The sequence below is a fragment of the Pseudomonas sp. PA15(2017) genome, assembly GCF_001945395.1.
Lineage (GTDB): Bacteria > Pseudomonadota > Gammaproteobacteria > Pseudomonadales > Pseudomonadaceae > Aquipseudomonas.
This window is the reverse complement of record NZ_MSXV01000058.1, coordinates 155,054-177,398: the sequence shown is the minus strand read 5'-3', so window position 1 is coordinate 177,398 and position 22,345 is coordinate 155,054. Positions and strand designations below refer to the sequence as shown.

Annotated in this window: 22 protein-coding genes; 3 read left to right on the top strand and 19 right to left on the bottom strand. The window is 64.6% G+C overall.

Annotation, left to right across the window (positions count from 1 at the left end; translation table 11 throughout):
* Window positions 1–87: 87 nt before the first annotated feature.
* The 5 genes from BVH03_RS22540 to BVH03_RS22520 form a co-directional block, all read right to left on the bottom strand.
* Window positions 88–822 (bottom strand): sulfite exporter TauE/SafE family protein, encoded by a 735-nt coding sequence (locus BVH03_RS22540; RefSeq protein ID WP_075963276.1) that lies wholly within the window; start codon window positions 820–822, stop codon window positions 88–90.
* A gap of 96 nt (window positions 823–918) precedes the next feature.
* The gene (locus BVH03_RS22535; protein WP_075963275.1) at window positions 919–1,335 is read right to left on the bottom strand and encodes a GFA family protein; all 417 of its coding nucleotides are present in this window, start codon (window positions 1,333–1,335) and stop codon (window positions 919–921) included.
* Between the two features lie 38 nt (window positions 1,336–1,373).
* Complete coding sequence (locus BVH03_RS22530) at window positions 1,374–2,516, bottom strand: putative zinc-binding metallopeptidase (protein WP_075963274.1); 1,143 nt, start codon at window positions 2,514–2,516, stop codon at window positions 1,374–1,376.
* A 148-nt stretch (window positions 2,517–2,664) separates the two neighbouring features.
* Window positions 2,665–2,946, bottom strand: a complete 282-nt coding sequence (locus tag BVH03_RS22525; protein WP_070886824.1) for a peptidylprolyl isomerase — start codon at window positions 2,944–2,946, stop codon at window positions 2,665–2,667.
* A gap of 98 nt (window positions 2,947–3,044) precedes the next feature.
* A complete protein-coding gene (locus BVH03_RS22520) occupies window positions 3,045–3,968 on the bottom strand; it encodes a LysR family transcriptional regulator (RefSeq protein WP_075963273.1) in 924 nt (307 codons plus the stop codon).
* A gap of 148 nt (window positions 3,969–4,116) precedes the next feature.
* Here BVH03_RS22520 and BVH03_RS22515 point away from each other — a divergent pair, with 148 nt between their 5' ends.
* Both BVH03_RS22515 and BVH03_RS22510 read left to right on the top strand, forming a co-directional pair.
* Window positions 4,117–4,380: a DUF2798 domain-containing protein gene (locus BVH03_RS22515; RefSeq protein WP_075963272.1), complete on the top strand. Its 264-nt coding sequence runs from the start codon at window positions 4,117–4,119 to the stop codon at window positions 4,378–4,380.
* A 114-nt stretch (window positions 4,381–4,494) separates the two neighbouring features.
* Window positions 4,495–5,469: a DUF2167 domain-containing protein gene (locus tag BVH03_RS22510; protein WP_075963553.1), complete on the top strand. Its 975-nt coding sequence runs from the start codon at window positions 4,495–4,497 to the stop codon at window positions 5,467–5,469.
* Between the two features lie 249 nt (window positions 5,470–5,718).
* Here BVH03_RS22510 and BVH03_RS22505 read toward each other — a convergent pair whose 3' ends face one another.
* The 4 genes from BVH03_RS22505 to stpA form a co-directional block, all read right to left on the bottom strand.
* Window positions 5,719–6,285, bottom strand: coding sequence for an MFS transporter permease (locus tag BVH03_RS22505; protein ID WP_075963271.1), 567 nt, complete (start codon window positions 6,283–6,285; stop codon window positions 5,719–5,721).
* A gap of 159 nt (window positions 6,286–6,444) precedes the next feature.
* Window positions 6,445–6,771 carry a hypothetical protein gene (locus BVH03_RS22500; RefSeq protein ID WP_075963270.1) on the bottom strand — a complete coding sequence of 109 codons (327 nt, stop codon included), beginning with the start codon at window positions 6,769–6,771 and terminating at the stop codon, window positions 6,445–6,447.
* A gap of 473 nt (window positions 6,772–7,244) precedes the next feature.
* Entirely contained in the window at window positions 7,245–8,141 is an 897-nt protein-coding gene (locus BVH03_RS22495) for a bestrophin family protein (RefSeq protein ID WP_075963269.1), read from the bottom strand.
* Window positions 8,142–8,226: 85 nt separating this feature from the next.
* Window positions 8,227–9,495, bottom strand: a complete 1,269-nt coding sequence (gene stpA, locus BVH03_RS22490) for a glucosylglycerol 3-phosphatase (protein WP_075963268.1) — start codon at window positions 9,493–9,495, stop codon at window positions 8,227–8,229.
* 108 nt (window positions 9,496–9,603) lie between these two features.
* On the opposite strand from stpA, the gene BVH03_RS22485 reads away from it, so the two are divergent.
* The gene (locus BVH03_RS22485; RefSeq protein ID WP_075963267.1) at window positions 9,604–10,479 is read left to right on the top strand and encodes a CAP domain-containing protein; all 876 of its coding nucleotides are present in this window, start codon (window positions 9,604–9,606) and stop codon (window positions 10,477–10,479) included.
* Between the two features lie 324 nt (window positions 10,480–10,803).
* Here the strand turns inward: BVH03_RS22485 and BVH03_RS22480 are convergent, their stop codons facing one another.
* From BVH03_RS22480 to BVH03_RS22435, 10 genes are all read right to left on the bottom strand, one after another.
* Window positions 10,804–12,690: a M48 family metallopeptidase gene (locus BVH03_RS22480; protein WP_075963266.1), complete on the bottom strand. Its 1,887-nt coding sequence runs from the start codon at window positions 12,688–12,690 to the stop codon at window positions 10,804–10,806.
* Window positions 12,691–12,705: 15 nt separating this feature from the next.
* Window positions 12,706–13,302 carry a LemA family protein gene (locus tag BVH03_RS22475; RefSeq protein ID WP_075963265.1) on the bottom strand — a complete coding sequence of 199 codons (597 nt, stop codon included), beginning with the start codon at window positions 13,300–13,302 and terminating at the stop codon, window positions 12,706–12,708.
* 105 nt (window positions 13,303–13,407) lie between these two features.
* Window positions 13,408–15,519 (bottom strand): mechanosensitive ion channel family protein, encoded by a 2,112-nt coding sequence (locus BVH03_RS22470; RefSeq protein WP_075963552.1) that lies wholly within the window; start codon window positions 15,517–15,519, stop codon window positions 13,408–13,410.
* Between the two features lie 112 nt (window positions 15,520–15,631).
* Window positions 15,632–16,219: a D-sedoheptulose 7-phosphate isomerase gene (lpcA, locus tag BVH03_RS22465; protein WP_075963264.1), complete on the bottom strand. Its 588-nt coding sequence runs from the start codon at window positions 16,217–16,219 to the stop codon at window positions 15,632–15,634.
* Window positions 16,220–16,226: 7 nt separating this feature from the next.
* Entirely contained in the window at window positions 16,227–17,516 is a 1,290-nt protein-coding gene (locus BVH03_RS22460) for a M18 family aminopeptidase (protein WP_075963263.1), read from the bottom strand.
* Window positions 17,517–17,718: 202 nt separating this feature from the next.
* The gene (locus tag BVH03_RS22455) at window positions 17,719–18,441 is read right to left on the bottom strand and encodes a 4'-phosphopantetheinyl transferase (protein WP_075963262.1); all 723 of its coding nucleotides are present in this window, start codon (window positions 18,439–18,441) and stop codon (window positions 17,719–17,721) included.
* A 21-nt stretch (window positions 18,442–18,462) separates the two neighbouring features.
* The gene (locus BVH03_RS22450) at window positions 18,463–19,059 is read right to left on the bottom strand and encodes a cytochrome c3 family protein (RefSeq protein WP_075963261.1); all 597 of its coding nucleotides are present in this window, start codon (window positions 19,057–19,059) and stop codon (window positions 18,463–18,465) included.
* Window positions 19,060–19,068: 9 nt separating this feature from the next.
* On the bottom strand, window positions 19,069–19,554 hold the full coding sequence (locus BVH03_RS22445) for a nitrate reductase cytochrome c-type subunit (protein WP_075963260.1): 486 nt from the start codon (window positions 19,552–19,554) through the stop codon (window positions 19,069–19,071).
* 11 nt (window positions 19,555–19,565) lie between these two features.
* Window positions 19,566–22,070: a nitrate reductase catalytic subunit NapA gene (gene napA, locus BVH03_RS22440; RefSeq protein ID WP_075963259.1), complete on the bottom strand. Its 2,505-nt coding sequence runs from the start codon at window positions 22,068–22,070 to the stop codon at window positions 19,566–19,568.
* Window positions 22,067–22,327 carry a chaperone NapD gene (locus BVH03_RS22435; protein WP_075963258.1) on the bottom strand — a complete coding sequence of 87 codons (261 nt, stop codon included), beginning with the start codon at window positions 22,325–22,327 and terminating at the stop codon, window positions 22,067–22,069. The genes napA and BVH03_RS22435 overlap by 4 nt, the downstream gene beginning before the upstream one ends.
* Window positions 22,328–22,345 lie beyond the last annotated feature (18 nt).

Here is a 22,345-nt window from a genome sequence, read left to right as displayed (position 1 = left end):
GTCCTTCCTACGAGACCGATCGGCCGCTCCCGCCCCACTTAGCCGCCAAAGTCGCCGAACCTGGGCTTAAAGATTACGAACAGAATCTTAGATGTTCTTCCAGATCAGCTGCAGCCCAGCCAGCAGCATGCCCAGGCGGGCGATGCGGTAGAACCAGGTGTGGTTGATCCGTGACTGCAGCCACAGGCCCGTCCAGACGCCGAGCGGCACGATGGGCGCGAGCATCAGGCTGAGCAGCAGGTTTTCTCGACTGAACTGGCCGAGCCAGGTGTAGGGAATCAGCTTCATGGCATTGGTGAGCAGGAAGAACAGGTTGATGGTGGCCACGTAGCGCAGTTTTTCCAGTTGCTGAGGCAGCAGGTGCATCATCACCGGTGGGCCGCCGGCGTGGGCCACGAAGCTGGTGAAACCCGCCACCGAACAGAGCGCCAACCCCCGACGGGGTTGTAGCGGGCGAGGTGCCGAGTCGTTCTTGAGCAGCCCCAGCAGCACGAAGGAGATGGCGATGACGCCGATCAACAGGCCGATCAGGTTTTCGTTGAGCAGCTCGAAGGTCAGCGAGCCGATGACGATGCCGATCACTGCGCCGGGCAGCATGACCTTGAGGTTGGCCGTGTCCCATTTGCCCCAGTAGGCCTTGAGCCCTACCACATCGGCCAGGCAGAGGATCGGCAACATCACCGCGACGGCCTGCATCGGCGAGGTGGCCAATGCCAGCAGCGGCACGGCGATACCGCCCAGCGCGCCGCCGAAGCCGCCCTTGGACAGGCCGGTCAGAAAGACGACAGGAATGGCGAACAACAGCAGGTCAGCGAGGGTCATTGCAGGAGGGCTCATTCAGCGAATACGCAGGGTAGAGGCTGGCGCCGCTGCCTCGCAAGCCAGCGCTGGTCGGGCCGTCCCTGGACGCGCCTTGAGTCAGCCCTGGCTGAACTCGGCGAACACCTGCTCGCCGGTCAGCTCGCAGGTCTGATTGGCGAAGCAGTAATAGGCCGGCCTGGATTCGATGAAGATCTGGCTGTCGAACTGCCAGTCGCCCTGATCGTCGAGCAGGCCGACCGGCACGGCATGGTGGCCGTTGCTTTTCAGGCGATAGAACAGATGGCTGCCGCACTGGCCGCAGAAGCCACGCTCGGCCCACTCCGATGACTCGTGGATGCGCACCTGCTGCTCGCCACTGAGCTGCGCCAGCTCACCTTCGGCCACCAACAGCGGGCCGCCGCCCCATTTGCGGCAGGTCGCGCAGTGGCAGGCGCTGATGTTGCGGCTGGCGATGCGCAAGGTCAGGTTGACCGCACCACACAGGCAACTGCCGTGTCGGTCGAGTTGAGTCATGGCGTAACTCCTTCAGTCTGGCTGGAGCGTGGACAGCCTCAAGGGATCGGCGACGCCGCCTCGACGACCCGGTGGATGAACTGCAGCTTGCCGACCACCGCAGCCGACAGCACGAACGGGTAGAGATCCTTGTGGCCCATGCTGCGTGCCAGCTCGTTGAGCATAGCGGCCAGTTCGATCCAGGCATTGATGAACTGCAGGAACTCCTCGGCCTGGGGATCGCCGGGGTCGTATAACGCGGCCCGAGTGTAGGGCCGGAACTCCAGCTCCACGTCGCCTGCGCGCATGCCGAAGCTCAGGGCAGTGTCCAGGGTGTCCATCATGTGCAGGTAATGGGCCCAGGTTTCGGCCCAGTCTTCCCAGGGGTGCATGGTGGCGTAGGCGCTGACGAAGGAGGCCTGCCAGTCGGCCGGTGCGCCCTGTTCATAATGACGTTGCAGGGCGGCACCGTAGTCGGCGCGCTCGTCACCGAACAGCCGGCGGTAGTCGTCCAGCCACGCGCTGCCGGCGATCAGCCGATCCCAGTAATAGTGGCCGACCTCATGGCGGAAGTGGCCGAGCAGAGTGCGATAGGGCTCGTGCAACTGGATGCGCGTCTGCTCGCGCACGTCATCGTCGGCTTCGGCGATGTTCAGGGTGATCAGGCCACTGGCATGTCCGGTCACCGGCGGTTGGCCGCTGAGATCCGGGCCGAGGAAATCGAAGGCCAGGCCGCGCTCTTCGTCCTCGTACTTGCTGAGCAGCGGCAGACCAAGGTTCAACAGTTGCGCAACCAGGCGACGCTTGGCCATTTCCAGGCGCGCCCAGCGTTGTTCATTGCCGGGTACCGACAGGTCGGGAATGGTGCGGTTGAGCTGGCAGGCAATGCACAGTGCCGATTCGCTGGCGTGCGGCAGCAGCCAGTTGCAGCCGGCAGCGGCATGCAGATTGGCGCAGCGTCGGTAGCGACGCGAGTCGCCGTCGATGCGCCAGCTCCCGGCATCCTCGCCGGGCGTCAGGGTCACCACCTGGCCACGTTCGGGCTCGTAGCCCAGGGGCGACTGGCAGGCCAGGCACTGGCTGTTACGAAAGAAGATGGGCTGGCCGCAGGTGCATTTGCCCAGGGCTTTCTGACTGGGCATGCGGATTTGCTTGGCCGAGTCGCCAATGCGCAGGCCAAGGGCCTGGAAGAACCGGTTCATGTGATGGCCTCGCCCACGCTGACTACCGCAACGATAGAGTGGTGCGAGAGGGTGGCGGTTCCGGGCTTTTCGACAGTCAGGTAGGGCGCAGGTGTGGCAGGGGTGCGGGGAACGCCTGGCACCAGGGCGGCGCCAGGCGAGGCGTGAATCAGTCCTGGCGGCTGGTCACTTCGAGCAGGTGGTAGCCGAACTGGGTCTTCACCGGACCCTGCACCACGTTGACCGGGGCGCTGAATACCACGGTGTCGAATTCCTTGACCATCTGGCCCGGGCCGAAGGAGCCGAGGTTGCCGCCGTCACGGCTGGATGGGCAGCTGGAGTTGTCTTTGGCGACCTGGGCGAAATCGGCACCGCCTTCGATGGCAGCTTTCAGTTCGTTGCACTTCTCTTCGGTGGCAACCAGGATGTGGCGGGCAGTGGCTTTGGCCATGGGGAAACACTCCGTTCAAATGAGCTGCCGAGCCTACCGGATTCACCCTGCGAGTCAAATTTGCTTGAGCGCCCCACGCCGCGGGTCGCGGGCTCGCCTCAAGGGCGCCAGTCGTCGCGCAGGTTGGCGACGACATGCTCGACGAAGGCGCGCACCTTGGGTGTCAGCTCGAAGCGGTCGCGCACGCACAGGTAATAGTCGAGCGGTTCGATAAGCGCTTGGTCACCGCCACTCTGCGAGGGGGTGAAGAGCTGCTGCAATTGCCCGCTCGCCAACAGCGGTTCGGCGACGAAGGCGGCCAGGCGGGTGATGCCGCCTCCATTGACCGCCGCGCGGGCCAGCACGTCGATATCGTCACTGACCAGCGCGACGCGGATCGGCGCCTCGAAACGCACGCCGTCGCGCACGAAGCGCCAGGGCATCAGGCGGCCATCCACGGCGACCTTGAAGGCCAGGCAATCATGCTCGCGCAGGGCTTCGGGCGTGTCTGGCATGCCGGCTCTTTGCAGGTAAGCCGGCGAGGCGCAATAGATCGACGGCACGCTGGCGATGTGTCGCGCCACCAGGCCGTCCTCCAGCTGCTGGGGGATGCGGATGCTGACGTCCACCGACTCCTGGATGTGGTTGACGCTGCGGTCGGTGGTGCTGAGCTCGCAGGCGATACGCGGATAAAGGGCGCTGAAGGCCGGCAGCATCGGTGCCAGCACATAGCGCCCGAAGGCGGCGCTGGAGGCGATGCGCAGGCGCCCCTGGGGATGGTCGTGCTGCAGGGTGGCGTTGCTACGCGCCAGTTCGAGATCACGCAGCACGTTGCGCACCTGGCTGAAGTACAGCTCGCCGCTTTCGGTCAGGGCCAGGCTGCGCGTGGTACGGGTGAGCAGGCGAACACCCAGGGACGCTTCCAACCGGGCGATGTTCTGGCTCGCGGCTGCCGCACTGATGCCCAGCAGGCGTGCGCCCGAGGCGATGCTGCCGCTTTCCACCGCCTTCACGAAACTCTCGATGCCACGCAGGGTGTCCATAGCCAAGCTTTCTTCTGGTTGCTTGATTGATAAGGTTTGCTTGGCACTGACCTTAACTGCGGCGCGCTAGTCCGGGCAACGGTTGCTGCAGATAATGGCCGCGTTTGGCCGCTGGCCACATCGATCAACCGTCCAAAGGAGTCTACAAATGCCCGATTCGACGCTGAACGTAACCCGCGCGACCTGGAAGCTGCCGGCGAAGTTATCGCCAGTCGCCTTCGCTTTTTTCATGTCCAGCATCATGGCGTTCCTGATGTGCCTGGTCATCACCGCTGCCAACCGCGGTTTCGCCGAGGGTTACCTGGCGGCTGCGCTGGCGGCCTATCGACTGGCCATGCCGGTGGCCTTCGTCTGTGTGATGGGCGTTCGGCCCGTGGTGCTGCGCCTGGTGAAACTGACGGTCAGAAGCTGATCGACAGGGTGCCTGAATGTGAGATGTATCCAAAAATGACTGAACGTTACCAAATGATTCCGCAATGAATGGTAGGCTGGCGCTCGAAATTCAGCCGATCTCATGGAGTTGCAGATGTTCTACAAGGAGTTGTTACTGGCCAGCCTGCTGGCCACCGCCGTCCCGCTGAGCTGGGCGGACCAGGCGCCGGCCGAGGGCGAGCAGCAAGCCACGGCCACCCAAGAGGCCGAAGGCCAGTACCTCAGCGAGGAGCAGTTCCTCGACAGCCTCCACTTCCGCTCCGGCAAGGTAGTGATCGGCAGCAACCTGGCGACCCTCAACCTGCCGGACAACATGGTGTTTCTCGATGGCGCCGACGCCGAGCGTGTGCTCGTCGAAGCCTGGGGCAACCCACCGGATGACAAGCTGCCCCTGGGCATGATCCTGCCCAAAGGCGTTTCGCCGCTGGCCGACGAGTCCTGGGCGGTGACCGTCGAGTACGAGCAGAGCGGCTACGTGTCCGACGAGGATGCCGCCGATATCGATTACAACGATATGCTCAAGGACCTGCAGGACGGCGCCAATGCCGACAACGAGTGGCGCACCGAGAACGGCTACGAGCCCATCGTCATCGTTGGCTGGGCGTCTGCACCGCACTACGACGCCGCTGGCAAGAAACTGCACTGGGCCAAGGAAGTGAAATTCGGCGACAGCGACGAGCACATCCTCAACTACAACATCCGCGTGTTGGGCCGTAAGGGCGTGCTGGTGCTGAACTTCATCGCCGGCATGCACCAGTTGCCGCAGATCGAGGAAAACGTGCCGGCCGTGTTGGCCATGACCGACTTCAACGAGGGCAACCGCTACGCCGATTTCAACCCGGACCTAGACGAAGTGGCGGCTTACGGTTTGGGCGCGCTGATCGCCGGCAAGGCGGCGGCCAAGGTCGGCTTGTTCGCCGCGGCGCTGGTGCTATTGAAAAAGCTGTGGTTCCTGCCCGTTCTGCTGATCGGTTGGGTCTGGCGGCGCGTGACCGGCAAGAAGCAGCAGCCGGCGTCTGTCGAGCCTCAGGTGCAGCCGCAAGCCGAGGCAGAGCCAGCCCCAAGCTAAACGCCGCCGCCGGTGGCGAGCGAGATGGATCTGAACGACGGGCCGGACGATAGGCGCAAGTAACGCAGCCCTCGGAACGAAAAAAGCCCCGGCATAGGCTGTAATGCTGTTCCTTTAAATAGAAACGCCGCTTTTGCGAAACGGGGAGGCGACGTTTTTTCTGGGTTCAAGGCCAATACAAGCGACGAAGCATCTCGCTCTACAGCCTAAGTGAAAAGCATTACGGCATCGACCGGGGCTTTTTGCATGTCACTCGGGTAGGAACATCACAATGACGACAAACAGCCAAAGCAGTACCCCGGGCAGCATGCACAGCCAGTTGGCCAAGCTGAGACGGCTGTTCTGCTTGCCTGCCGGGTCGCCGCTGGCCAGGTTGGCCTGCTGCTGGATGGTTGCCAGCGGCCAGGCGGTCACCAGGGTTGTCGCGACCAGCACGAGAATCTCCAGCAGCGGGTTGCCGAGGCTTTCGCCGCGCGAAAGGCCGTTGCTGACAAATACCAGAGTGATGTACGCCCAGGCGACGGCGCTGTATTTCCACGCGCCGAGGCCCTTGGCCTGCAGCTGGCCCTGAATCAGCCGGCACAGTGAGTGGATGAAGAAGATATGAAAGATCGAGCGCGCGGCCGGGCTGATCTTCTTCGGCAGCATGCCGGCCCGCTGGCGATCCCAGTGCTTGTAGGCCCAGTAGATCGAGTAGAAGCCGAATGTGAAGAGGTACACGAGATACAGCTTGCGGGTGGAGGTGACGAAGAAGGAGCCGTCGGCGTTCGCTTGCTGCAGCAGATCGGCGCTGGGGGGTTGATAAAGATTGTCCATTCCGGGGTCTCGCAGGCACTGCCGGGGCAGTGTGGTTGCTAGGCGTTCTTCAGGCGAACGGCTCCTCCAGGAGCGCGAGAGATTGTACCGCGTATTTCCAGAATGTGGCGTGTCACGAGCCTTGGAAGGTGGGCCGTCGCGGCCCACCGGATGAGGTGCTCAGCAGTAGGTGTCGAGCAGTTCCTGCTTCTGGGCACGGGGGCGGGCCCAGTCGTGTTGCAGGGTGCGCAGCACGTTACCGATGAAGTCGCGGTCGGCGGCGGCGCGGCGGCCTACATAGCCCTGGCCGCGGCGGTAGGTGCGCAGGCGGGTGCGCATGTTCGGCCGTTCGCTCACGAACTCCTGCTCCGGCTTGTCGGCAGGCAGGCGGTCGATGCGGACTTCACCCGATTCGCATACCCACAGGATGTGGTTGTGCAGGCTGTCCTTGTGCTGGGAGAACAGCTGGGCGAGGTCGTCGATGGTCGGTTGCTGATTCAGGTTCATGGTGTTACCCCTTCATTCTCTGATCTGTCTAGGGCGACCGCTGCAGTGCGGCCGTCATTGCCCGTGGCGTTTGAGTGCTGCCGACAGCCGTGTAGTGATGCGTGGGTATCGCTACGCAGCGGCGGCTAACCGAGGTCGAGGAGGTGGGGGAGAAGGCTGCGAAGACAGGATCGGATGCAGGTGATCCGCAGGATCCCGCAGGCATCATGACAATGTCTCGCTAACGCTCTCGTCCGCACGGGACGCTCGACTTCATCAATCTGCCTTGTGGGCAGTACATATCGTGGAACGCTCGGCTGGTATTACCGAGCTCGCCCAAGTGCCCTTGTCAGGGCTCCCGTCAGGGGAGGCGAGCCCATCATGCAAAACCGAAAAGGGGCCGTCAACAGTTTTGTAGTTATTTATTTTAAACACTACAAAAATTCCTCGGGCCCGCTGCAAAGCGTCTGGCACGCCGAAAAATGACCCTCCGGTCAGTCTTCGCAGAGACGCCCGTCGCGCTCGCGCTGAGCGTCACGTTGCATCGACTCGAGGTTCTTTTCGATGGTCTCGCACAGGGCGTCCATCTGGATCTGGTGCTCGCTGACCTGGAAAGGGCTCTGCAGGTCGCTGCCCACCCGTTCGATCGCCAGCAGCATGAAACCGACTACCGTCGAGGCCAGCGGTGTGTACCACTCCAGGGTCTCGACCAGGCCGATTGGCACGATCACGCAGAACAGGGTGATGAACAGCCGCGGGAAGTACACGTAGGGGTAGGGCAGTGGCGTGTTGGCGATCCGCTCCAGGCCGCCTTGGCAGTTGGATACGTCGACCAGCGTCGATTCAAGACGGGTCAGACGGATACTGTCCAGTCGGCCCGCCTTGTATTCGCTGGCCAGCATGGCCGCCGAGCCGTTGAGAATGTCGTTGGGAAAATTGTTGGTGGTGCCGCGGCGTTCGAACTCCTCGGCGGAAACGAAAGCGCGCACCTCGTCGTCGCAGGGCTGGTTGCGCAGGCTGGCGGACAGGCTTCGGATGTAGGCGACATGGCGGCGCAGCAGCACCACTTTCACAGGGTTGCTGCCTTCATGGTCGTCGATCAGGGTCAGCGCCTGGCGGGCGAAACTGCGCGAGCTGTTGATCAGCGCGCCCCAGATGGTGCGGGCTTCCCACCAGCGGTTGTAGGCGCTGCTGTTGCGAAAGCTGATCAGCACCACCAGGGCCGAGCCGAGCAGTGTCAGCGGCATGGAGGGCAGGTTGATGCGGCGGTCGAGAAACAGCATGTAGTCGACCGTGACGATGACGTCCCAGATCAGCAGCCAGAACAGTGACCAGCCGACATAGCCGAAGGTCTTGAGCAGGTAGCGATAACCACGGGTAACGGAATGCATCACGTGGAGTTCTCCGCGAGCGAGTAAGGCGAAAGCGCAGAGATTCGGACGTGGAGCCGCGGGAAAGGTTCGCTGGGGCGGTGAGTCAGCCTCGCTGACGCGCTTTGGCCAGGTCGCGGAAGAAGGCCAGATACTGGCGCGGCCCGCCGGCGAAGATGGTATTCAGGCGCAGCGGATCCCTGGCATCGGTGATGCCGTCGAGCGCCGGCCAGGGATCCCGCGGGTGATCACGCAGGTACGCGGCATTCACGCCGGGGCGCTGCACTTCACCCTGGCTGCTGTCGACGTAGAGCACGCGGTTGTCCTGTGCGAACGCCTTGCCCAGTTCCTGCACCAGGGTGAGAAAGCCGCGGTCGCTGCCGCCGCGCAGCCAGGTGCCGCTGCCAGCATCGGTTGTGGCGGGCGAACTGGTCAGGGTGTCGCCAACGCCGACCAGGCGCGGCATGTCGTGCGGGTCGAAGCGTTGGACGGCCAGTTGCAGCAGCGCGTCGAGGCTGGCTGGCGCCTGGCGCACGTTGAAGTCTTCGCCCAAGGGGAACGTACCGGTACGCTGCCCGTAATGACGGTTGAGGATCACCAGCACGCCGGCTTCCTTGACGGCGCCGCGCAGCATCAGTTGCAGGTCGGTGGTGCCCGCCGCGGTGCCTTGCGCCGGGCGCAGGCGCTCCTGGCCCTCGGCATCACGGCCGAGATTGGGCGCGTAATGGACGAAGAACGACTGCGCCAGGCCCTGTGCAGCGGCCCTGTCGAGCAGCTGCTCGAGGAGCCCGGCGCCGTCGACCTGGATGCGTGCATACAGCGCCGGCTGGTCACGCCAGTGATGATGGAAGGCGTTGAGATTGAGCGTGGGCGACACCGGGTTGTCGAGCACGCTGCTGGCCAGTAGGCGCTCGATATCGTGATCCGCCAGGTGATAGGGCGCCTGCCGCAGCAGTGTCTTCAGCGATTCGTTCAACCACGCGGGCGCTGCGCCGAGAAATGCCAGTTCCTCGGCGCTGACGCCTGTATGGGCGATGCGCCCGTGGCGATCCTGCAACTGCACACCGCCGGCGGCCAGGCCGGGCAGGTACAGGCCCTGCTCCTGACAGCGGCGCGTGCTGCCGATGGCGCGCTCGACCAGGGCGTTCACGCCGCGGCTGCCGATGTGCTCGCCGTTGGTCAGTACCTGGAAGTGGCCATCCAGTTCGCGGGCCGCCTGCAGGTAGGCAGCATCCAGCGTACGAGTGAGTGGATCGCGCACCAGGTCCATGCATACGCCATCCAGATCCTGGATGATCAGCAATTTATCGGTGCCAGCGAGGCTATCGAGCAGCGAAGTGGGGTCGAGCGAATACGCGGTTTCGGTCACAATCATGGGCCCGAGTTTAACGCGGTTTCAGCCGATGGGGCGATTGACTGAAGCATTTGGCCAGAGCGGTTGTCCATCATCAGATTGGCAGAGCGGATTTGAGAGGAAGCACGGATGAGTGACTCACCCAAGCGGGTTCGGCAGATCGTTACGGCGCTGCTGCTTTGCGCGAGTGCCGCAGGTACTGCGAGGGGCGATGAAGCCGCGCAATTGGCCAAACTGATCAACAGCTACCGCGAGGCCGGGCAGGGCTGTGGCGGGCAACCCAGCCCGGCAGCCGGCCCGCTGGCGCCTGATCGGCGCCTGGCCGGGCAGAAGGTCAATTCTTCCGACCAACTTCAGCAGGCCTTGCAGCAGGCAGGCTATCAGGCTGCGGCCGTGCAACTGATCCGCGTCACCGGCCCGGACACCCCGGAAGCGGCCATGGCCATGTTGCAGCAGTCGTATTGCAAGCAGCTGCAGGATGCCCAGTTCGCCGACATCGGCGTGCTGCACGAGGGCAACAGCTGGCAGGTGGTGCTCGGCCGTGCATTGCTGCCGGCGCGCCTGGGGGATTGGCAAGAAGAGGGTAAGGCGATTCTCGAGGCGGTCAATCAGGCTCGTGGCACGGCCCGTCAATGTGGCGACCAGCCATTCGACGCGACCGAACCGCTGAACTGGAACGATGCTCTGGGCCAGGCTGCCCTGGTCCACAGCCGCGATATGGCGATGAATAGCCTGTTCAGCCACCAGGGCAGCGACCGTAGCCTGGTCGGCGCCCGCGCCACCGCAGCCGGCTACACCTGGACGCTGATCGGCGAGAACATCGCCGCCGGCCAGGGCCGCGCCCAGCAGGTGGTCGAGGGCTGGCTGGCCAGCCCCTCGCATTGCTACAACGTGATGAACCCGGACTTCCATGAAATGGGCGCTGCCTACGCCAGCAACCCGCAAAGCCAGGCGACCATCTACTGGACGCAGGTCTTCGGCTCGGCGGGGCGTTCGGGACTCTGAGCGGGTTTGATTTCGTGGTCTGGGTGGCTGGCGTGGATATCCGCCCGGTCCCGTGGGCGCGCGCCATGGGTGCGACATCGTCGGCATACACTAGGCGTGCCGGCGGCTCCTACGTTAGCTATTCCTTAGAACCTGTTCACGATCTCTTGGCGCCTGAAGCGGCCACTACAAGGCAGAAGCGGTCGTTCGCTGATCCACTGTGGGAGCGCGCCATGCGCGCGAAAAATCGCGGGCATGGCTCGCTCCCACAGGTACTGCGCCGATGGCCGCCCCACTTGGCTGCCAGAAACGGCGAGCCTGGGCTGTAAGATCATGAACAGGCTCTTAGACCTGATGATCACTCAACAGCGGTGGCATCGGGCAATCCAGGGTATCGGCGACGGCGCGCATCAATTCGGCCTCGCCCGCACTGATACGCCCGTCATGCTCGATGCAGCGGGCCATGGCCTTGAGCAATTGCGGCTTCTGCAGCGGGCGCATCTGGTTGAGGCGGTTGAGTGCGTCGTTCAGTTCGCTGATTCCGGCGCGGCGCTGCTCGGCAAATACACGGGCGGTGAACGGCAGGGTGCTCCAGGCGGCCTGGAACGCTTCACTGGCCGCCAGTTCGCCGGTATTGCCGGCCCGCGCCAGGGCGGCCAGCAGCACGCAGCTTTCATTGCCCAGCGCCGCCAGTGGCAGGCGACCTTGCACGGGACGTTGCATGCCCAGGTTACGTTCGACGATGCGCAGCAGCGCCCATTCCATCAAGCCCAGTTGCCCGGTGCTGATCAGCAGGGTGCCGATATCGCGCTTGAGGCTGACGAAATCCTGGGGCTCGAGTTGCTTTAGCGCGGGAATGGCCAGCTCCAGCAGCGGCAGACGACGCCCGGTGGGCAACCGTTGCAGCGGGTCGGCCAGCTCCAGCAAACGGTCGGCGAGCAAAGGCGGCAGGTTGGCCTGCATCCAGTTCATGCGTTGCTGGCGGGTGGCGTCGTCGGGGCCCAGCAGCAGGCCATAGAGAATCGTCAGGGCGCCATGGGGATCGTGAGCGGCGTTGCGCAGGCGCACGTCGATCTGTGCCAGGCTCTCGCGGGCTTCTTCCAGGTGCAGCGGTTGTGGCTCGCCGATGCTGGCGATGGCGGCAGTCGCCGCGGCGGCACTGAAGCCTGAGGTCACCGCCTGCTGCGGCGCGGCAGATGGCGCCGGGGCCTCGAATACCTCGTCGCCGAGCACTACGCCTTTCCAGTTCGGGTCGATGCGGCGGATGCGTTCTTCCAGCGGCGGGTGAGTAGCCATCATGCGGCTCAGCGCCAGGCCCTGGCCGAAGTACATATGGCTGTACTCGGCGGCGTGGCTGGCTTCCAGACGCGAACCGCGGCCGAGCTTCTTCAGTGCTCCAGCGATGCCGTTGGGGTTGCGGGTGTACTGTACGGCCGAGGCGTCGGCGAGGAACTCGCGCTGGCGGCTGACGGCAGCCTTGATCAGGTTGCCGAAAAAGGTGCCGGCGTAGCCGATCACCAGCAGCGCAAGGCCGACTACCATGACCAGCGCGACGGCATTACCACGGCCCTTGTCGTCGGAACGACTGGACGAGCGCGCCGCGCCGCTGTGGCCCACGCCGCGCATCAGCAACTCGCCGATCAGGCCGAGCAGCAGGATGCCGTGCAGTACCGCCACCAGGCGGGTATTGAGGCGCATGTCGCCATGCAGGATATGGCTGAATTCGTGGGCGATCACGCCCTGCAATTCATCGCGGTTGAGCCGCTCGATGGCGCCACGGGTCACGCCGATCACCGCATTCTCCGGGCGCAGCCCGGCGGCGAAGGCGTTGATGCCCGGCTCTTCGAGCAGGTACACGGGCGGCACCGGCACGCCGGCGGCCAGCGCCATCTCCTCGACCACGTTGAGCACACGCTGCTCGTGCAGGCCCTCGGGCTTGAGATTGAGCAGGCGCCCGCCGAGGCGCTCGGCGACTACCTTGCCGCCAGCGCGCAGTTGCGAGGCCTTGAACGCCCATCCGAGAACCACAACGCCGACGACCACCGCGGCCACGCTGAGCAGCAACTCCTTGCTCAGTGCCTCGAGGCTGTAATTACCGTATTGGTAGACCTGCCAGGCGACGGCGATCACCAGCGTGGTGCTGACCACCAGGGTTATCACCGCCAATACCAGCAGTATCACCAGGCGCGAGCTGTTGCGCCGGGCGCGATCCTGCTGTTCGAAGAAATCCATCCGCTAGCCCTGTGCTCAGAAGGCGACTTTGGGTGCGTCCTGAATGGCCGCGCTGTCGGCGAACTCCAGCAGGGCCGCATCGTTGCCATGGCCGAAGGCGCCCGCCAGCACCACCGGCGGGAAGCTCTGGCGGTAGGCGTTGTAGGCGGTGACCGCATCGTTGTAGGCCTGGCGGGCGAAGGCCACCTTGTTCTCGGTGCTGGAAAGTTCTTCGCTGAGCTGCTGCATGTTCTGCGAGGCCTTGAGGTCCGGGTAGGCCTCGACGGTCACGTTGAGGCGGCCCATGGCGTTTTTCAGCACGCCCTCGGCGTTGGCCAGGAGGTTCATGCTCTGGGCATCGCCCGGGTTTTGCGAGGCCTGCTTGAGACCCTCGACCGCGCCGTTGCGCGCGGCCACCACGGCCTCGAGGGTTTCGCGCTCGTGGGCGAGGTAGGCCTTGGCGGTTTCCACCAGGTTGGGGATCAGGTCATAGCGGCGCTTGAGCTGCACCTCGATCTGCGCGAAGCCGTTCTGGTAGCGGTTGCGCAGGCTGACCAGGCGGTTGTAGACGCTGATGACGTAGAAAACCACCACGACCAGTACGGCGATGATGATAAGGGTGGAGATATCCATGAGATGTCCCTATCGGTTGGTGAACGTCGCCGCATGGTAACGGAAAGTGCAGGTCGTCGGGCGCACCATGACAGGGCGCCCGGTGTGGATGTGCGGTGGTTCCGGTTATTGCTCGTCCGTCTTGTTCGGGCTGAGCGCCATCATCTGGATGGTCAGGCGCGGGGTCGCCAGGCTAAGGCCGGATTCGTCCAGGTGGCGCTTGAGCGCGAGGTTGAAGGCGCGTGAAACCTCCCATTGGCGAATCGGTGCGGTCTTGAAACGGGCACGCAGCACCGCATTGCCGGAGTCGAAGCTTTCCACACCCTGGATCTCCAGGGGCGACCAGATATGGCGGCGCATCAGCACGTCGCTGCGCAACTCGGTGGCGACTTCGCGCAACAGCTTGATGGCATCGTTGATGTTCATGTCGTGGGGAATGGCGACGCGAAAGATGGCATAGCCGAACTCGCGCGAGTAGTTCTTGATGCTCTTGATCTCGCTGAACGGGATGGTGTGCACGATGCCGTCGATATCGCGCAGGCGCACGGTGCGGATGGTCAGGCCTTCGACGGTGCCGAGGTGGCCGCCGACATCGACGTAGTCGTCGATGGCCAGGGAATCCTCGATGATGATGAACAGACCGGTGATCAGGTCCGCCACCAGCGATTGTGCGCCAAAGCCGATGGCCAGGCCGATCACCCCGGCGCCAGCCAGCAGCGGGGTGACGTTCATGCCCATGTTGGCCAGGGCGACGATGGCCGCAATGATGAAGATGCTGACGAACAGCACGTTGCGGATCAGCGGCATCATGGTCTGCGCGCGGGCGTTGGTCTGGCCCTTGCGCGAGCGGGTGAGGGCGTGATGCACCGCTGTGTCGGCGAGAATCCATACCAGCCAGCCGCAGGCCAGGGTGGCGGCCAGGCCGACCAGCTTGAGGCTGATCTCGTGCCCGTCGCCCTCGGCGAAGCGGATCAGCGACAGCCCCCATACACGCAGGCCCAGCTCGATGAACAGCAGCCACACGGCCAGGCTCAGCATGGTGTGGAAGAAGTTCTGGAAACGCTCGAAATACGCGGCATGCCGGCGATGCCGCGAACGGCTCTTGAACAGGCGCCGCCTGATCAGCCCGTTGACCACCATGCAGGTGACCAGCAGCACGGTACAGACCAGCGACTGGCGGAACGCGGTGCTGGTGTCGCCGGCCGACACGAAGGTCGCCGACAGGGAAATCGCCACCAGGGCCAGGGCCGGCAGGTACCAGAAGCTGCCGAGCAGCTCCACGGTCTCGCTGATGCCGCGCTGGCGCAGACGCCGTGCCAGCGGCTGGTTGCGGATCAGATGGGCGATCGGGCGACGGAAGCGCAGGATGAACAGGCCGGTGCACAACGCCGCCAGCACGTTGGCCAGGGTGGCCGTGGTGTGCGCCAGGTTGGCGCCGAGGCTGGCGACCAGACGCGGATCGTTGAACGCCTCGCCAAAGGCGGCGAAGCTGCCGATCAGCCACAGCGGGCGAAAGGCGCGGCGGCGCAGGATGTTCAGCGCGGTGCGCCGGTGCGGGCCGTCGAGCAGCGAAAAGGCGATCACGCAGATGGCGGAGAAGCAGGTGCCCACCACCAGTGCGTAGGCCAGCACCATGGCCAGATCGCGGCCCAGGGAGGCGGGCAGCACGTAGCTCAGGTAGCCGGTGATCAGCAGGGCAGCGAACCAGGGGCCGAGCTTGCGCAGGGCGAAGCGTAGCAGGTCGGTCGGGCGCGGGTTCTGCGGCAGGTCCTCGGCGAGGCCGAAGCGCAGGCGCACCTGGTGGCTGAGCGCCCGCAGCCCGAAGGCCAGCAGGCTCCAGATACCGATGATCAGCGCGAAGTTGCTGACCAGCGCAAAGCGTTCGCCGGCCTCGGGCAGCAGCGCCGCCAGCTCGCTGCGGCTGCGCGACAGCTCCAGCTGCCAGCGCGCCAGGGGGCTGTGTTCGCCGGAGAACTGGCTTTCGATACCGCTCAGCGTGCTGCCGATCAGCCCCAGCACGCCGTCGTGGCTCTCGAGATGGGCTTTCTGGGTGGTGTCGCGCAGGGTTTTCAGGTCGTTGAGCAACTGCGCGCGTTGCTTGTCGTTCTCCAGCGACTGGATCACTTCGTCGAGCGAGCGATCCAGCGGCTGATCCGCCTGGGGCTGGGTGCTGGCTTCGCCAGTGCTGCCGAACAGCGTCGGGATGCCAGCCGCCTGGGCAGAGGCGCAGGCGAACATGACCAGGGTGAGCAACAGCAGGTGGCGCAGCAGGGCGTTGAGGCGGATCACGCGCGAATTCTCCAACACGCGGGTGAGTTCCGGGGCGGCGTCGGCTGACGCTGCCCGGGGCTCAGGCGTAGTTTTCCGGGCTGAGACGGCGCTCGACCAGTTCGATGAGGATGTGGATGACCTTGATGTGCAGCTCCTGGGTGCGATCGGCGAAATCGCCGCCCGGCGCACAGATGCACACATCGGCCAGGCTCTCCAGCAGCGAGCCGGGCTTGCCGGTCAGGGCGATGACCTTGATGCCCAGGGCCTTCGCCACCTCGGCGGCCTTGACCACGTTGGGGCTCTTGCCGCTGGTGCTGATGGCCAGCAGCACATCGCCTTCGCGGCCGTGGGATTCCACGTAGCGCGAGAAGATGTGGTCGTAGCCGAAATCGTTGGCCACGCAACTGATGTGGCTGGCGTCGCTGATCGACACCGCCGCGATGCCCGGGCGGTTCTTGCGGTAACGCCCAGTCAGCTCTTCGGCGAAATGCATGGCGTCGCACATCGAGCCGCCGTTGCCGCAGGAGAACACCTTGCCCTTGGTCTCGAAGCTGCTCACCAGAAGGTTGGCGGCGTGCTCGATGTTGGCCAGCGTCTGCTCGTTGCCAATGAAGGCGTCGAGGGCGCGCTGGGCTTCGAGCAGGCTATTGCGGATATGTTCGATCATGGTCGCCTCAGGGCAGGTCATGGCTGTTGTAGAAGGCGCCCAGCACTTTCACCAGATGTGCCAGATCCTGACTGCCGGCCAGCTCGCGAATCGAGTGCATGGCGAAGGTCGGCAGGCCGATGTCGACGGTACGCACGCCCAACTGACTGGCGGTGATCGGGCCGATGGTCGAGCCGCAACCCATGTCGCTGCGGGTCACGAAGCTCTGTACCGGTACTTCGTTTTCCAGGCACAGGTGGCGGAAGAAACCAGCGGTTTCGCTGTTGGTGGCGTAGCGCTGGTTGCTGTTGATCTTGATCACCGGGCCGGCGTTGAGCTTGGGCCCGTGGTTGCCGTCGTGCTTGGCTTCGTAGTTGGGATGCACGCCGTGGGCATTGTCGGCCGAAACCAGCAGCGAACGCTGCAGGGTGCGTACGAAATCATCGCCCTGGGGCAATACGCGGCGCAGCACCTGTTCGAGCATCGGGCCATCGGCACCGCACGCCGAGCTGGAGCCGACCTCTTCGTGGTCGGTGCACACCAGCACGCAGGTTTCCTCGTCACCGGCGTCGAGCAGCGCTTGCAGGCCGGCGTAGCAGGACAACAGGTTGTCCAGGCGCGCACTGGCGATGAAGTCCTGGTTCAGGCCCACCACGGCGGCGCTCTGGGTGTCGTAGAAACTCAGCTCGTAGTCGAGCACCGCATCGGCGTTGAAATCGTGCTCCATGGCCAACTGCTCGCTGAGCAGGGCACGGAAGTCGGCACCCTCGGCACCGGCCAGTTGGGCGAGGATCGGCGGCAGTTCGTTCTGCGCATTGATCGCCCAGCCCTGATTGGCCTCGCGGTTAAGGTGGATGGCCAGGCTGGGGATCACGGCAATCGGCTGGTAGAAGTCGATCAGCGCGCTTTCCACCTTGCCGTCGCGGCGGTAGGTGACGCGGCCGGCCAGCGACAGGTCGCGGTCGAACCAGGGGGCCAGCAGCGCGCCGCCGTAAACCTCGACGCCGAGCTGGAAGTAACCCTGACGCTCCAGCTCCGGGTTGGGCTTGACGCGCAGGCAGGGGCTGTCGGTATGGGCGCCGACCAGGCGCACGCCGCCTTCGACGGGCGAGCGAATACCGAGCTTGAAGGCGATGATCGAGGAATCGTTGCGGGTCACGTAATAGCGGCCACCGGCTTCGGTGTACCAGGGCGCGCGCTCGTCGAGCTGGCGGTAACCAGCAGCTTCGAGGCGCATGGCCAGGCTGCTGGTGGCATGAAACGGTGTAGGGGAGGCGTTGAGAAAGTCGAGCAGGCCTTGATTCAATTCTTCGCGCATGGGGCACTCCGGACGGCAATGTGCCGAGTTTATCGGATTTGCCCGCGGCGCTGTTGGCGTTTCCTCGCGTATGCAGGGATCCGTTCAGGTAGCCCGGCGTTGAGCGAAGCGATACCCGGGAGCTGTGTTGAGAACGCGCCGTCTGTGAGTTCACTCTGGGTATCGCTTCGCTCAACCGCAGGCTACAAGAGCAAGTGCTTATTCAAGCCTCGATGGCCACCAAGCTGAGGATCTGCTCGCCTAGCTCGACGTAATTACCGCTCAGCTCGCTGCCGGCCGGCCAGGCGTCACCCAGGTCGATCAGCAGGCGCAGGCGTGCGGTGTGCTGCGCCGGATCGAGGCTGAGCAGTTCGGCGTCCTGGAAATAGAAGCGCGTGAGCACCAGTGGGTAGAGCGCCTTGAACAGGCTCTCCTTGAGCGAGAAGACCAGGCTAATCCGCCAGGCGCGCTGCTTGGGGCTCAGCTCGGCGATCCGTGCCAGCTCATCGGCGGTGAGAATTTCACCCACCAGCTGTTCGGCGCGCTCGCTGCACAGCAGCCGCTCGACGTCCAGGCCCAGCCCCCGCCAATCCCGAGCGGGCGCGACGATGGCGGCGGCCCAGCCCTGGCCATGGGTGATCGACCCGCTGACCTGCGCCGGCCATTGCGGCGCCCGATCCTCGCCGACCGCCGGTACGCTGGCCACGCCGGTGACCCGATACAGCGCTTCGCGCGCACACAAGCGCCCGGCCAGGTGCTCGGCCTGGCGCTTGGCGACGCCGCGCACCGGCGGCACGCCTGCGGCCAGGTAGTCGCCCTCATCGAGTCGGGCGGGATCGAAATGGGTGCTGATCAATTGCGCGCCGGCCAGTGGCCGTGTGAACGGCCAGTGATCGTCGAGGGGGCTGCAGCAGCGGGGCAGAGGGGCATTGGTCATGGCTGGCATTCTGCCGCACCGGCCCACCGCTTACCAGCCGGGCACGCTGTGCATGTCCGGCAGCTTATGGGCGATGCCCTTGTGGCAGTCGATGCAGGTGGCCTCGCCGTTGGCCAATGCCGTGGCGTGCATCTGCGCGGCGCGCTTGCTCTGGCGGGTGAAGTCCATGAAGTCGAAGTTGTGGCAGTTGCGGCACTCCAGCGAGTCGTTGGCTTTGAGGCGTGCCCACTCGTGTTCGGCCAGTTCGCGGCGTTTCTCGAGGAATTTCTCGCGGGTGTTGATGGTGCCGAAGATCTTGCCCCAGACCTCCTTGGAGGCCTGCATCTTGCGCGCGATCTTGTCCGTCCACTGGTGCGGCACGTGACAATCCGGGCAGGTGGCGCGCACCCCGGAACGGTTGTTGTAGTGGATGGTGTCCTGCAGTTCGACGAACACGTTGTCGCGCATTTCATGGCAGGAAATGCAGAATTGCTCGGTGTTGGTGGCCTCCAGCGCGGTATTGAAGCCACCCCAGAAGATGATCCCGGCGATGAAGCCGCCCAGGGTCAGGAAGCCCAGACTGTAGTGCACGCTGGGGCGGCGCAGGACCTTCCAGTAAGTGCCGAGCAGGGCGAGCAGCGATTTCATGGTGCCTCCTCAGGGGTGCCCGGCAGGTTTGCGTTCACCCTGCAGAATCTGGTCGATGTTCCTGAAACCGTTCTCCACCAGCGGCTTCACCTCGGCCTGGGTGACGTGGCACTGGGTGCAGAAATAGCGGCGCGGCGACATGGCGGCCAGGGCCTGGCCTTCACGGTCCATGTAATGGGTGATGCTGATCATCGGCGCCTGGCTGCGCGCGCTGTTGGCGCGGCTGTGGCAGGCCATGCAGCGGTTGCCGAAACGATCCACCTGGTAACCGACGATGGTGTGCGGAATGGTTGGCGGCTGCTCGGGGTAGTTGCGCTCGCGGCGGATGTCCTTGTTTTCCTCGGGTGCGATGCGCGGTGCCGGGAATTCCTGGGTCAGGGTGCCGCCCGGGCGGCGACCATCCGGTGCCGGGGCGTCCAGCGGGTAGCCGAGGTCGGCAGCCACTGCCACGCCGAACACGGCGAGCAGCAGCAGGGGCAGATAACGCAGTTTCATGGCTGAGCTCCTCATGCCGCGCTGATCAGTTGGATCTTCACCGCGCACTTCTTGTAGTCGGTCTGTTTGGAGATCGGGTCGGTGGCGTCCAGGGTGACCTTGTTGATCAGCTTGTTGGCGTCGAAGAACGGTACGAACACCAGGCCGCGGGGCGGCTTGTTGCGCCCACGGGTCTCGATGCGCGCGCGAATTTCGCCGCGCCGGCTGATCACTTTCACCTCGCTGCCGCGCCGGGCATTCATGGCCTTGGCGTCGTCGGGGTGCATGTACACCAGGGCATCGGGCACGGCGCGGTGCAGCTCGTCGACGCGCTGGGTCAGGCTGCCGGTGTGCCAGTGCTCGAGCACGCGGCCGGTGCTGAGCCAGAACGGGTAGTCGTCGTCCGGCGCCTCGGCTGGCGGCTCGTAGGGCAGAGCGAAAATGATCGCGCGGTTGTCCGGGTAGCCGTAGAACTGCACGTCGCTGCCCTTGGCCACATAAGGGTCGTGGCCCTCGCGATAACGCCAGCGGGTTTCCGAACCCTCGACCACCGGCCAGCGCAGGCCACGCTCGCTGTGGTAGCGATCGAACGGCGCCAGGTCGTGACCATGGCCACGGCCGAACTGGGCATATTCCTCGAACAGGCCCTTCTGCAGGTAAAAGCCGAAGGCCTGCGCTTCGTCATTGCGAAAGCCCTTTTCCAGCTGTTCGGCCGGGAAGGCATCGACCTGGCCGTTCCTGTACAGCACCTCATAGAGTGTCTTGCCCTTGAGCTGCGGTGCCTTGGCCAGCAATTCGGCCGGCCAGACTTCGTCGGTGGTGAAGCGTTTGGAGAATTCCACCAGTTGCCACAGGTCGGATTTCGCCTCGCCCGGTGCGCCGACCAGTTGGTGCCAGAACTGCGTGCGACGCTCGGCATTGCCATAGGCGCCTTCCTTCTCCACCCACATGGCGCTGGGCAGGATCAGGTCGGCGGCCTGGGCCGAGGTGGTCGGGTAGACGTCGGAGACGATCACGAAGTTGTCCGGCTTGCGCCAGCCGGGCAGCACTTCCTGCATGATGTTCGGGCCGGCCTGCATGTTGTTGCTGACCTGGGTCCAGTACACCTTGAGCACGCCATCCTTGAGCATGCGGCTCTGCTCCACGGCGTGGAAACCGGGCTTTTCCTGGATGGTGCCGGCAGGCAACTTCCAGATCTTCTCGGCGGTGGCGCGGTGTTTCGGGTTGGTGACCACCAGGTCGGCCGGCAGGCGATGGGAAAAGGTGCCCACCTCGCGGGCGGTGCCGCAGGCCGAAGGCTGGCCGGTCAGCGAGAAGGGGCTGTTGCCCGGCTCGCTGATCTTGCCGGTCAGCAAGTGGATGTTGTAGATCAGATTGTTGGCCCACACGCCGCGGGTGTGCTGGTTGAAACCCATGGTCCAGAACGACACCACCTTGCGCTTCGGGTCGGCGTACAGCTCGGCCAGTGCCTTGAGGCGTTCGGCCGTCACGCCCGATTCCCTGGCAGCGCGCTCCAACGTATAAGGTTTGACGAAGGCGGCGAACTGCTCGAACGACAGGTCGCTCCAGGTATTGGCGTTCTTCGCGTTCTTGGCCTTCACCTCCAGCGGGTTTTCCGGGCGCAGGCCGTAGCCGATGTCGTCGGCGCCGAGGGCGAAGCGGGTGTGGCGCTTGACGAAATCCTGGTTCACCGCGCCGCTCTGGATGATGTGGTTGGCGATGTAGTTGAGGATCAACAGGTCGGTTTGCGGCTTGAACACCATGGAGATGTCGGCCAGGTCGAAGCTGCGGTGTTCGAAGGTCGACAGCACCGCCACCTTGACGCCGGGGTGGCTCAGGCGCCGGTCGGTGACGCGGCTCCACAGCACCGGGTGCATCTCGGCCATGTTCGAGCCCCACAGCACGAAGCTGTCAGTGGCCTCGATGTCGTCGTAGCAGCCCATCGGCTCGTCCATGCCGAAGGTGCGCATGAAGCCCATCACCGCCGAGGCCATGCAATGGCGGGCGTTGGGGTCGATGTTGTTGCTGCGAAAGCCCGCTTTCATCAGCTTGTTGGCGGCGTAGCCTTCCCAGATCGTCCACTGCCCGGAGCCGAACATGCCCACGGCCTGCGGGCCGTGCTCGCGCAGGGCCTGCTTGAACTTGTCTTCCATGATGTCGAAGGCCTGTTCCCAACTGATCGGCCGGAATTCGCCCTGCTTGTCGTAGACGCCGTCTTTCATGCGCAGCAAGGGCGTGGTCAGGCGGTCGACGCCGTACATGATCTTCGACAGGAAGTAGCCCTTGACGCAGTTCAGGCCACGGTTGACCTCCGCCTTGATATCGCCGTGGGTGGCCACTACGCGGTTGTCGCGGGTGGCGACCATCACGCTGCAGCCGGTGCCGCAGAAGCGGCAGGGCGCCTTGTTCCAGTCCAGGCGGGTGTTCTCCGCGTCGGCGACCAGGTTGCTGGCGCTGGACGCGATCGGCAGGCCAGCGGCGGCTGCGGCGATGGCTGCAGCCTGGGCCTTGGTGAATTCGCGGCGGGTCATGCTCATCGAGCGGCTCCTTCCGAAGTGAGGCATTCGTGGTAGATCAGTGCGGCGTTGAGCACGCCGGGCAGCGCGTTGACCTGGTCGATGCGCTGCAGGATGAGTTTTTCGTCGCGCGCCTCGATGACTACCACGGCCTTGCCTTGCGGGCTGTGCTGATGCACGTCCAGGTCGTCGAGCAGGCGCAGGTTGGCGAGTACCGCATCGAGCTGCTCGGGGCGGGCATGCACGATGAAGCTGGCGATGTGCAGGGGGGCGTCCATGACGGGCTCCTGTAGCCG